The organism is Methylobacterium sp. Leaf469 (genome assembly GCF_001424745.1).
In the GTDB taxonomy this organism is placed as follows: domain Bacteria; phylum Pseudomonadota; class Alphaproteobacteria; order Rhizobiales; family Beijerinckiaceae; genus Methylobacterium.
On record NZ_LMRE01000027.1, the window covers coordinates 1 to 10816 of the forward strand.

9 protein-coding genes and 1 pseudogene are annotated in these 10816 nt (G+C 65.0%); 5 read left to right on the forward strand and 5 right to left on the reverse strand.

Features of this window, described 5'->3' with window-relative positions; genetic code table 11:
• Positions 1–181: 181 nt before the first annotated feature.
• The 4 genes and pseudogenes from ASG60_RS13865 to ASG60_RS13880 form a co-directional block, all read right to left on the reverse strand.
• A pseudogene (locus tag ASG60_RS13865) lies at positions 182–1588 on the reverse strand (amidase).
• 114 nt (positions 1589–1702) lie between these two features.
• Entirely contained in the window at positions 1703–2386 is a 684-nt protein-coding gene (locus tag ASG60_RS13870) for a type 1 glutamine amidotransferase domain-containing protein (RefSeq protein ID WP_056386182.1), read from the reverse strand.
• A gap of 102 nt (positions 2387–2488) precedes the next feature.
• Positions 2489–2719, reverse strand: coding sequence for a hypothetical protein (locus ASG60_RS13875; protein WP_056386183.1), 231 nt, complete (start codon positions 2717–2719; stop codon positions 2489–2491).
• Between the two features lie 130 nt (positions 2720–2849).
• Entirely contained in the window at positions 2850–3452 is a 603-nt protein-coding gene (locus ASG60_RS13880) for a TetR/AcrR family transcriptional regulator (protein WP_056386186.1), read from the reverse strand.
• A gap of 311 nt (positions 3453–3763) precedes the next feature.
• Between ASG60_RS13880 and ASG60_RS13885 the strand changes: the two genes are divergently transcribed.
• Positions 3764–4396 carry a tyrosine-type recombinase/integrase gene (locus tag ASG60_RS13885; RefSeq protein WP_056386188.1) on the forward strand — a complete coding sequence of 211 codons (633 nt, stop codon included), beginning with the start codon at positions 3764–3766 and terminating at the stop codon, positions 4394–4396.
• 314 nt (positions 4397–4710) lie between these two features.
• Here ASG60_RS13885 and ASG60_RS13890 read toward each other — a convergent pair whose 3' ends face one another.
• The gene (locus ASG60_RS13890; protein ID WP_056386190.1) at positions 4711–6873 is read right to left on the reverse strand and encodes a molybdopterin oxidoreductase family protein; all 2163 of its coding nucleotides are present in this window, start codon (positions 6871–6873) and stop codon (positions 4711–4713) included.
• 395 nt (positions 6874–7268) lie between these two features.
• Here ASG60_RS13890 and ASG60_RS13895 point away from each other — a divergent pair, with 395 nt between their 5' ends.
• The 4 genes from ASG60_RS13895 to ASG60_RS13910 all read left to right on the forward strand — a co-directional run.
• Entirely contained in the window at positions 7269–8168 is a 900-nt protein-coding gene (locus tag ASG60_RS13895) for a LysR family transcriptional regulator (RefSeq protein WP_056093375.1), read from the forward strand.
• 135 nt (positions 8169–8303) lie between these two features.
• The gene (locus tag ASG60_RS13900; protein ID WP_056386191.1) at positions 8304–9260 is read left to right on the forward strand and encodes an alpha/beta hydrolase; all 957 of its coding nucleotides are present in this window, start codon (positions 8304–8306) and stop codon (positions 9258–9260) included.
• An 86-nt stretch (positions 9261–9346) separates the two neighbouring features.
• Complete coding sequence (locus ASG60_RS13905; RefSeq protein ID WP_056386193.1) at positions 9347–9964, forward strand: pyridoxamine 5'-phosphate oxidase family protein; 618 nt, start codon at positions 9347–9349, stop codon at positions 9962–9964.
• An 84-nt stretch (positions 9965–10048) separates the two neighbouring features.
• Positions 10049–10816, forward strand: a 768-nt coding sequence (locus tag ASG60_RS13910; protein ID WP_244476670.1) for an SLAC1 anion channel family protein, incomplete at its 3' end; no start/stop codon positions are given.

Genomic DNA, 10816 nt, shown 5'->3' on the forward strand with positions numbered 1-10816 from the left:
AAACCGATGAACAAAGCGCTATCCCAGCACACTCGCCGATCTCCACATCGTCGCCTTGAGCGCTATCCCAGCACACTCGCCGATCTCCACATCGTCGCCTTCGTCTGACTCATGCTCAAACAGGCCGCTCAACTGGCAAGCGGTTCATAACAGCCTCTAGAGATCGCCGACAGTTTTCCGGTCAAAGGCTCGGGTGAAGTCCGCGTACCGAGCTCACGCTCTCCAGCACCGAGGCGGCATGCAGGATCGTGGTCTCCGCCTGCCAGCTACCCACCAACTGTACGTTGATGGGCAAGCCCTCGCGGCTCGTCCCAAAGCGCATCGACAGGCCCGGCAGGCCGGTCACGTTCAGCGGAACGGTCGCGCCCTGAAGGTAGGTCAGGTCGACGGTCTCACCGTTGACGACGAGTTCGCTGATGCCGTGCTTGTGCGCCGGGACGGGCAGCACCGGGGTCAGGAGCACGTCGTGGTCCCGGAAGTAGGCGGCATAGCCATCCCGGAGCCGCTCCGCCGCCTGCTCCGCCGCGATGTAATCCTCCATCGACGTGTCGGGTAGTGACAGCATGGTCTTGGCCATCTTGTACATCTGGTCCTCATGCCCGGCGGTGGCCTCGCGGAAGACCGGCTTCATCTCCATGACGTGAAGTTTGTTGAACACGTCGAGGGCGAAGTCGCGTTCCAGGGCCGGGATGCGGACCTCCTCTACCTAGTGACCCTCGCCCTTCAGAGCCTCGGCCGCTGCCTTGACGGTCGCCACGACCTCCGTGTCGATGGGGCCGAAGCCCGGCCCGACCATCCAGCCGACGCGGAGCTTGCGGCCCGACGCGGCGCCCACGCCCGCGTCGAACTGGACAGTGCTCGTCGAGAAGGCGTCCAGGCCGTCGGGTCCGGAAAGCTGTGAGAAGGCCAACGCGAGGTCGCGGATCGAGCGTGCCATCGGGCCGACGTGCCAGAAGCGGCGCGGTGCGCGCGGCCAGATGCCGGTCATCGGCACTCGCCCGTGGGTGGCTTTCAGCGAAACGATGCCAGTCTGGGCGGCCGGGCCGCGCACCGAGATGGCGAGGTCGGTGCCGAGGCCTAGGGGCGACATGCCCGCCGCGATGGCTGCCGACTCGCCGCCGCTCGACCCACCCGGAGTGCGCTCAAGGTTCCATGGGTTGTTCGAGCGGCCGGAGAGCAGGTTGTCGCTCTCGATCCAATAGGAGAACTCGGGAAGGTTGGTCTTGGCGAGCAGGATGCCGCCGGCCTTCTTCATGCGAGCAACGCTGGTCGCGTCGGCGTCGGGTATGCGGCCCTTGAAGATGGGCGAGCCGCGCTGGGTCATCACGCCAGCGGTGTCTATGGAGTCCTTCACAGTGAAAGGTACACCGTGCAGGGGCCCGAGCTCCTCGCCGGCCATGATCGCGGCTTCGGCTTCCTTCGCGGCCTCGAGCGCACCTTCGTTGACGGTGACGATGGCGTTGACCTTGGGGTCGACCGCCGCGATGCGGTCGAGATGCGCCTTAACGACCTCGACCGGCGAAACCTGCCGGGTGCGGATCAACTCGGCCAGTCCGGTGGCGTCCGAGAAAATGATGTCGGTGGTCATGGGTTGGAATCCTTCGAGGTCGCCGATGCGGGCGGATCGCCCTGGCTTGGCCGGGCGACGAACATGGGGCGAGCGCGCGGTCGGGTGCGGGCGCCGTAAGGGGCGCCCGCGTCCTCAGCGGTTCGCGAGGCGTGCGACGAGACGCTCGGCGGCTGGGCCGGACGAGGCCGGATTCTGGCCGGTGATGAGCAGGCCGTCCGTCACGACGAAGGGTCCCCAGTCGGCACCCTTGGTGTAGAGGCCGCCGTTCCGCTTGAGCTCGTCCTCGACTAGGAACGGAACCACCTGGGTGAGGCCGACGGCCTCCTCCTCGGTGTTCGTGAACCCGGTGACGGTCCGGCCTTCGACGAGGGGCTTCCCGTCAGGAGCCTTGGCATGGCGCAGGACGCCTGGGGCGTGACAGACCAGGGCCACGGGCTTGCCGGCCCGGAGCGTCGCCTCGATCAGCCCGATCGAGACGGGGTCCTCTGCGAGGTCCCAGAGGGGGCCGTGCCCGCCGGGATAGAAGACGGCGTCGAAGCCCTCGTGACCGACCGCATCGAGCCGGCCTGTCTCGGCCAGCACCGCCAGGGCCGCTGCGTCGGCTTCGAAGCGGCGCGTCGTGTCGGTCTGGAAGCTCGGCTCGGCGCTCTTCGGATCGAGGGGCGGACGGCCGCCCTCGGGCGACACCAGGACCACCTCCGCACCCGCATCCTTGAACACGTAGTAGGGGGCCGCGAGCTCCTCCAGCCAGAAGCCGGTCTTCCGGCCGGTGTCGCCGAGGCGGTCGTGCGAGGTGAGCACCATCAGGATCTTCATCGTCGTTCTCCGGGTCTTTCGCTTGGGTGAGGGGGACGTCTTGGGTGTCGGGCAGTTCGCCGGGGTCGTTCTCGTCGCCGGCTTGGGGAAAGCGGGCCGGCGCTATTGCGCCTTCGCCGTGCGTCCCGCGGCCGGGTCGCGCGTCGGCACCGCTTGCGGAGGGCGGAACTGCGGGTTCGCGACGCGGACCTCCTCGAACCTGGCCATGCGGACTGCGCCGATGGCCTGAAGGGTGATCCGCTCCTGCGCCGTCGCTTCAGGCATGGTCAGGAGCGCCATCAGCCCGGCAGCGGGGAGTGTCGCGGCTACAGACGTCTTCGTGTGGTGGGGCATGGATTTTCTCCGTCTGGGTTCTATTCGCCGGCCTGCCCGAGAAGGCGGTTGGCTCAAAATTGAGTAGACCGGTCGTCTCAATCTTAGGCGTGATAGAGGGTTAGTCTCGGCAACGTTGGAACGCAGTGGGTCAGTGCGACGCGAGGCCGAGGATGCGCCGGGTCGTCCCCATCGCGGCCTCGAAGGGTGCGTCGGTCCGGACGATCTTGGCCATCAGGCTCGCACCGAGCCAGACATGGTACAGGTCCTCGGCAGTCGTATGCGACTCGCTCTCGATCGTGAGCGATTCCTCCGCCACGCCCGCCGCGATAGATCGCGACAGCCGTTCGATGATCGCGGCCGTGCCGCCTTTGAGGGCGAGGCGCATCGGTTCGGACAGGTCCGAGACCTCCGCCGCAAGCTTAACCGCGAGGCACTTGCGCTGGTAGTCGATACTGCCCTGGGTGGCCTGCCATTTGCGCCAGTAGTTCATCAGGCGCTCGGCATGCCTCAGTCCCGGCTCCTCAAGCGTCTTGTCGAGGTCGGCGAGATAGGTTTCGAAGTAGTCCGCTAGGAGGGCCTCGCCGAAAGCCTCCTTGGAGCCGAAGTAGTGGTAGAACGACCCCTTCGGCACGCCGGCCGACGTCAGGATCTCGTTGAGCCCAACCCCGGAGAACCCCTTCGCGCCGACGAGGCCGTAGGCGGTGTCGAGGATCCCCTGGCGGGTGTCGGTATGTGCGGTGACGCGTGCCATGACAATGAGATAGACCTGATTAGACCGGTCGTCTAGGGGCGGATTGCGTTTATTTCGTCGGAGGGATCACGGGGATACGCCAGGCATATTCGCGGCCTGCAGACGTCACCGCGGCACGTGCCATCGCTGGTGTCCGTTTTAAAGAAGCGTGCGCGTCGCCGGCTTCGACCAAATCGGGTCGGACGCAGCAGGGCTGTATATTAAGCTTGGCAGCTGCGTGGCACACATCCCAAATGTCCAATTGGTGATGCGCAGGCTACGTTCGCAGCACCCCTTCTCTCTGCCGGCAGCGGCCGGTTGGGAGATGAGAGATGGGACATTCAGAGCACGACCCAGCCTTCAAGACCCGCCGACCATGGAACGCAGGACGGAAGCTCGGCGCCAAACGCGCGCTCAAACCACAACAGGTTTGGGCCATCCGTTTCTGGCTCAACGGAGAGCGGCGTGTACGCGACCGGGCCATGTTCGACCTCGCTATCGACAGCAAGTTGCGCGGTTGTGGCATCTTCAAATTGAAGATCGGTGAGCTCGTCAGCGGCGGGCACGTACGGGCGCGCGTGATTGTCCTTCAGCGAAAGACTGGGTCACCCGTGCAATTCGAACTGCTCGAACCAGCACGTACCAGCATTCTGACTTGGCTGAGGTGCCGAGGGGCCCGGCTTGACGATTACGCCTTTCCCAGCCGGATCGACCACGAGGCGCACATAAGCACCCGGCAGTACGCCCGCCTGGTAGATGAATGGGTGACGGGCATAGGACTACGGTGCGAGGACTACGGCACACATTCTCTACGCCGAACAAAGGCGGCATTGATCTACAAGCGAACCGGCAACTTATGCGCTGTGCAGATTCTGCTCGGTCATACGAAGATCGAGAGCACGGTACGCTACCTCGGCGTGGACGTTGAAGACGCGCTCGCTCTGGCAGAAGCGACCGAAATCTGAAAGCCGGCCTCCTCGGCGGCAATGTTGAGGGGCCATTCAGACTTTACAACCGCAGCGCGTCCAATGTCGTCGAACTGGCATTTGACTGTCTTGGATATAGACGTTCTTGAACTGACCCAGCCTTTCTGCACCGGGTGGATTTTTGCCGGTCTGCTTTCGGGCGTGATGGTGGGAGAAGCGGACACCTGGGTGTGCTTTCCACGAACACCCAGGGGCTCTCACAATTCGTTCTCAGGGCAGGTTGACCAAAGAACCATTGATCAGGAACAAGCGTCCCGTAGGACGCCCGTTTGTTGCTCAGCCAATCGGCGACTTCAGTTCGCCCGGGCAACCTCGACGAGGTTGTCCGAGAACGACGGGGCGTGGCCCATGTCGGTGAAGGCCCCCGACGAGATGCTGTTGACCGTGCCTTCGTTGAGCTGGCGCCAGTAGCCCAGCGTCGCCACCACGATGCCGGCCTTCACGTCCTCGGTGATGCGCGCCACGCCCTTGAAGGCCCCCCGGTCGTTGGCAACCTGCACTCTGTCGCCATCACGGATGCCACGTGCGTCGGCATCATGCTGGCTGATCATCACGAACTGTTCGCCCTGGCCCTTCTGCTTGTCTTCCATGTTCGCGTAGCAGGAGTTCAGAAAGTAGTGGCTCTTGGGAGAGACGATATTGAGCGGGAAGCGCCTGGCGAGTTCCGGGTCGTTGGTGTGGGATTCCCGCGGGCCGAGATAGTCGGGCAGGGGATCGAGCGCTTCGCCGGGCTGGAAGCCCTCGTACATCTGCCGGAACGGCGGCGCGACAAAGTTCGTGGCACCCTCGACCATGAACATGCATTTGCCGGTCGGCGTCGGGAAGTTTCCTTCCCTGTGCGGGGCACGGTCGTCCGGCGTGCCGACATTCAGCCGGGCGAAGCCGTGCTCGCGCATGTACTGGAGGTCGATGCCCTCGCAGGCCGGGGCGTTCCAGTCGACGTAGTGCTCCAGGCACTCCGTGTCGGTCCACTTGAAGTTCTCTTCCTCGAACCCGAGCCGGGCCGCGAGCTGGCGGAAGATCTCGTTGTTCGGGATCGCCTCACCGGGGGCGTCCGCGCACTTGGTGTTGTATGTCAAGTAAAGGTGACCCCACGACAGGATCATGTCCTCCATCTCCGCCCCCATCGTCGCCGGAAGCACGATGTCGGCGTAGGACGCCGTGTCGGAGATGAAGTGCTCGGCAGAGACCATGAACAGGTCCTCGCGCATCAACCCGGCGACGATCTTGTCGGTCTCGGGCGCCTGCGTGACCGGGTTCGAGTTCCAGCACATCATCGACATGATCGGCGGGTCGAGCTTCAGCTCGCCGGTCAGCGCCCGCCCGATGTGCAGGTTGCTGATGACGCGGGTCCCCTCCGGGATCAGGTCGGGTCGGCACATCACGTCGAACTTGTAAGGATGCTCCCAGACCCCGAACTGCGTAACGCCGCCGCCGACATGGCGCCAGGCGCCGGTCAGCGCCGGGATGGATGACACCGCCCGGATGGTCTGTCCGCCGCCATAATGCCGCTCCAGCGCCACGCCCATGCGGATGCCCACCGGCTGCTCGGTCGCCATCTCGCGGGCGAGCTTGCGGATGTCCTCGGCCGGGACGCCGGTGATCTCGGCGGCCCATTCCGGCGTGCGGGTGCTCGCCCGCTCCTTCAGCTCCTCGAAGCCGACCGTGTAGTTGTCGACGTAGTCCTGGTCGACGAGGCCTTGTTCGATGATCGAGTTGATCAGCGCCATGGCGAGCGCGCCGTCCGTGCCGGGCTTCGGCGCGATGTGCCAGTCGGCCGCCTTGGCGGTGCGTGAGGCGTAGGTGTCGATGACGACGACCTTGGCGCCTTGTCTCTGGGCGTCCTTCACGATGGCCCAGTGGTGCAGGTTCGTGCTGACCGAGTTGCAGGCCCAAATCACGATGTACTTCGAGTGGATGTAGCTGTCTGGATCGAGCCCGGCGGTCGGGCCGACGGTGAGCAGCCAGGCCGTGCACGAGCCCTCGCCACAGAAGGTGCGCTCGGTCACCGTGGCGCCCATGCGGTTGAAGAACGCGTCGCCGCCGTTCAGCCCGTGCACCAAGCCCTGGTTGCCGAGGTAGCTGTAGGGCGCGATGGCCTCGGGCCCGTACTGGTCGATGATCGCCTTCCAGCGCGTGACGATGGTGTCCAGCGCCTCGTCCCAGGTGATGCGCTCGAACTGCTTGGAGCCTTTCGGCCCGACCCGCTTCATCGGGTAGAGTAGCCGATCGGGATGGTAATGGCGCTTCTCGTAATCCTTCAGCTTCACGCAGAGGCCGCCGCGGGTCATCGGATGATCCGGGTTGCCGCGGACGCCGAGCAGCTCCCCGTCCTTGACCTCGAAGATCATTGAGCAGGTGTCCGGGCAGTCGTGCGGGCAGCCGCCGAAGAAGGTCTCGGTGATGCTCTCGGCCTCGGCGACGAGCAGGGAATCGGGCTTGACGATCTCGTTCATGTTTCCTCCACGGCCGAGCGTCTCGCTTTATTGTTCTAGCGAGCCGGCCCGGCCAGCAGGAAGGATGCACTTAAGTGCGAACAATTCCAAGTTTCGGTCTCACATAGGCGCGAAGCCGGCGTGGGTTCGTGGGGCTAACATATTTGCAGCGCCGTCACGGACGACAGGGAACGCTCCGTGGATGGCAACGCTCAAAGGAATTCGAACCGACGTCCGCTTCGTGGTGGCCGGGAATCGTCTTGAAGCGGCGAGGTTGAGTCGGGTGCGGAACGTCGGCTTACGGGTAGGCGGCCAGCTTTCGCTGTTGGGGCCGAGTGGAAGCCATTCGTGGCGCCTTCGAAAATAGTGCCGCTGTCGTATTTTTATACCTTAGCGTTCGGTTTACAGATGGGGACATGGACCGACTCGACGCCATGTCCGTGCTGCTCGCCGTTATCGAGGAGGGCAGCCTGTCCGGCGGCGCGCGCAGGCTGCGCCTTCCCCTCACCACGGTGAGTCGCAAGGTCTCCGATCTCGAACGCCACCTGGGAACTTGCCTCCTGAACCGGACGAGCCGCCGGATCGATCTGACGCCGAGCGGACAAGCCTACGTCACGGCTTGCAAACGCATTCTCGAACAGGTGCAGGAGGCCGAGCGGGCGGCTGCGGGCGAGTACACGACACCGCGCGGTGAACTCTTCGTCACCGCCCCAATCGTCTTCGGCCGTCGGCACGTCGTTCCGGTGGCCACGGAGTTCCTGACCGCGCATCCCGAGATCGACGTTCGGCTGCTCCTCATCGATCGCCAGATGAATCTCGTCGACGATCACGTGGACATCGCTCTGCGGATCGGCCCTCTGGCCGACAGCGCACTCCTGGCCACGCGCCTCGGCTCGGTCCGCCGTGTCGTTTGCGCGAGCCCGGCCTACCTCGCGCGCCGTGGCGTGCCGAGCGCGCCCGAGGAACTGAGCACCTACGAAGCCGTGACGTTCCAGGGCTTTCCCGCCGCCCCGGAATGGCGCTTCCAGCAGGGCGCCAAGACGATCACCGTTCCGGTCCGCGCCCGGTTGACCGTCAATACCGCGGAAGCCGCCGTCGACGCGGCGCTGGCCGGTCTCGGCGTCACCCGCGTGCTTTCGTATCAGGTCGCCTCGGAGATCCGATCAGGCGCGCTCAAGCTCATCCTGGAAAGCTACGAGCCCGAGCCGTTGCCGGTCAGCTTCGTCCATCCGGAACAGGGGCTCATGCCGCTCAAGGTGCGGGCCTTCCTCGATTGGAGCGTTCCGAAGCTTCGAGCCCGCATGGCTGCCCTCTGACGACTGTCACAGCCTTCCATTTTTCGGAAGTGAAACTCCCGAACGCATAGGCTTATACCAAAATGCGGATGAGCCTAAATCTCTCCTCGGAAGCCGGAACGCATCACGCACCGGCCCTCTTCGAGGAGAATAACGATGACCGATCTGATCGTCACGGCCCTTCTGTCGGCATCCGCCCTCGCCATACAGGCCGCGGCGTCGAGGAGATTGGCCCACCCGGCCATCCCCGTGATCCATCATCGCACGGCTACGATCGACGGCGTCGACGTCTTCTACCGGGAAGCCGGTTCGGCCGATACGCCGGTCGTCGTCCTGCTCCACGGCTTTCCGACCTCGTCGCACATGTTCCGCAACCTGATCCCGCTCCTCGCCGACCGTTATCGCGTCATTGCGCCGGACTATCCGGGTTTCGGCGAGAGCGACGCTCCGGACCACAAGACCTTCGCCTACACCTTCGCGCATTTTGCCGACATCGTGGACGAACTGCTCGGCCGCCTTGGGGCGACGCGCTATGCCCTCTACGTGATGGATTACGGGGCGCCCGTCGGCTATCGCCTCGCCCTGAAGCATCCGGAGCGCGTCACCGCCCTCGTGGTTCAGAACGGCAACGCCTACAAGGAGGGGTTGCTGGCGTTCTGGGACCCGATAAAGGCCTACTGGGCCGATGATTCCAAAGCGAACCGCGAGGCCCTGTCGGTCCTCGTCGCTCCGGACACGACGAGGTTCCAGTATGTCGACGGCGTCGCCGACGTCTCGCGCATCGATCCCGATAACTGGCGCCACGATCAGGCGCTTCTCGATCGTCCCGGCAACAAGGATATCCAGCTCGACCTGTTCCGCGATTACGGCACGAACGTTCCGCTCTATCCCGCATTCCAGGCGTTCTTCCGTGCGCATCAGCCGCCGACGCTGATCGTCTGGGGCCGGAACGACACGATCTTCCCGGCCGAGGGTGCGCATCCCTACCTTCGCGACCTGCCGGACGCCGAAATTCACCTGCTCGACACGGGACACTTCGCGCTCGAAGATAAGCTCGACGTCATCGCGCCGCTGATGCGCGACTTCCTTGACCGCAGCCTGTCGTCCCACTGAACCACCCATGCCCAGAGCGGCTGCCGACCGGGCCTGAACGGGCTCGGCCACGGCGCCGATTTGGCCCACGTCGCAGGAGGTCCGCGATGAGACACCGCTTCTTTGATCTCGCCTTCACTCCATCCGTCCAGGCGGAGCAGGCTCGCATGGGCTCGCGCGAGGCCTATGCGGATGCCGGCGCCGCGATGGTGCCGGACGATTCGCTCACCGCACGCGAGGGCGCCTTCATCGCCGCGCGCGACAGCTTCTATCTCGCCAGCGTCTCCGAGACCGGCTGGCCCTACGTCCAGCACCGCGGCGGGCCGATCGGATTCGTGACGCGCATCGACGACCGGACGCTGGGCTGGGCCGAGTTCGCGGGCAACCGCCAGTACGTCTCGGTGGGCAATGCCGCCACGAACGACCGGGTGGCGATGATCTTCATGGATTATCCGAACCGGCGGCGTCTCAAGGTGCTCGGCCGCCTGCGCCTCGTCGACGGCAGCAAGCGCCCGGACCTCGCCGCTCGCTTGGCCGCGCCCGGCTACCGGGCGCGGGTGGAACGCTTCGCTCTCGTGACGGTCGAGGCGTTCGACTGGAACTGCCCGCAACACATCACCCCGCGCTTCAGCGAGGCGGAAATCGCGACGGCCGTTGCTCCGCTCCATGCGAGGATCGCGGACCTCGAAGCGCAGATCGCGAGAACGCCCGCCGCTGCCGATTGATCATCGACCTCCCCAATCCGGAGCCATCCCATGTCCGATGCTTCCTCGAAGCCGACGCCGATCGGTCTGCCGACGATCCCACGCATGGACTGGCGGCAGTTCGATTACCTGCCGGTCGGCCTCTTCGCCTCGGTGATGGGGCTGACCGGTCTCAGCTTCGCCTGGCGCCTCGCCGAAGCCCGCTACGGCGCACCGGCCGTGCTGGCCGATGCCATCGGCTGGGCGGCGGTGGCGGCCTTCGTCACCATGACCCTCGGCTACGCGGTGAAGCTCGTCACCGCGCCGGACGCAGTCCTGGCCGAGTTCCGGCATCCGATCGCCGGCAATCTGTTCGGAACCCTGCTGATCAGCCTGCTTCTTTTGCCGATCGTGCTCGCACCCATCCATCTCCGTCTCGCTCAAGGGATGTGGATCCTGGGCGCTGTCGGCATGCTGGTCTTCGCATGGGCGATCGTGACCCGCTGGCTGAGCGAACGCCAGGTCGCCGCCCATGCGACACCCGCCTGGATCGTCCCGGTGGTCGGCCTTCTTGACCTGCCGCTGGCCCTGCCCTCGCTCGGCTTGCCGCATACACACGGTGTCATGGTGCTCGGCCTCTCGGTCGGCCTTTTCTTCGCGGTTCCGCTGTTCACGATGATCGTGTCACGGCTTCTGTTCGATGCCCCACTGCCGTCCGCCCTGCAGCCGTCTCTACTCATTCTCGTGGCGCCTTTCGCGGTCGGCTTCTCGACCTATGTGACGACTGATCCTCCCCCGCTTTCACGGACACCTCTGATACGCTCCTTGCGGGCGGGGAAGGTGTTTGATGGCCAAGACGAGACGCGAGTTCACCCCCGAGTTCAAACGCGAGGG

Excerpts from the sequence above, each read along its gene's own strand:
- ASG60_RS13905 (WP_056386193.1), top strand. The coding sequence starts at position 9,347 with ATGAGACACCGCTTCTTTGATCTCGCCTTCACTCCATCCGTCCAGGCG.
- ASG60_RS13880 (WP_056386186.1), bottom strand. The coding sequence starts at position 3,452 with ATGGCACGCGTCACCGCACATACCGACACCCGCCAGGGGATCCTCGAC.
- ASG60_RS13885 (WP_056386188.1), top strand. The coding sequence starts at position 3,764 with ATGGGACATTCAGAGCACGACCCAGCCTTCAAGACCCGCCGACCATGG.
- ASG60_RS13895 (WP_056093375.1), top strand. The coding sequence starts at position 7,269 with ATGGACCGACTCGACGCCATGTCCGTGCTGCTCGCCGTTATCGAGGAG.
- ASG60_RS13900 (WP_056386191.1), top strand. The coding sequence starts at position 8,304 with ATGACCGATCTGATCGTCACGGCCCTTCTGTCGGCATCCGCCCTCGCC.
- ASG60_RS13875 (WP_056386183.1), bottom strand. The coding sequence starts at position 2,719 with ATGCCCCACCACACGAAGACGTCTGTAGCCGCGACACTCCCCGCTGCC.
- ASG60_RS13890 (WP_056386190.1), bottom strand. The coding sequence starts at position 6,873 with ATGAACGAGATCGTCAAGCCCGATTCCCTGCTCGTCGCCGAGGCCGAG.
- ASG60_RS13870 (WP_056386182.1), bottom strand. The coding sequence starts at position 2,386 with ATGAAGATCCTGATGGTGCTCACCTCGCACGACCGCCTCGGCGACACC.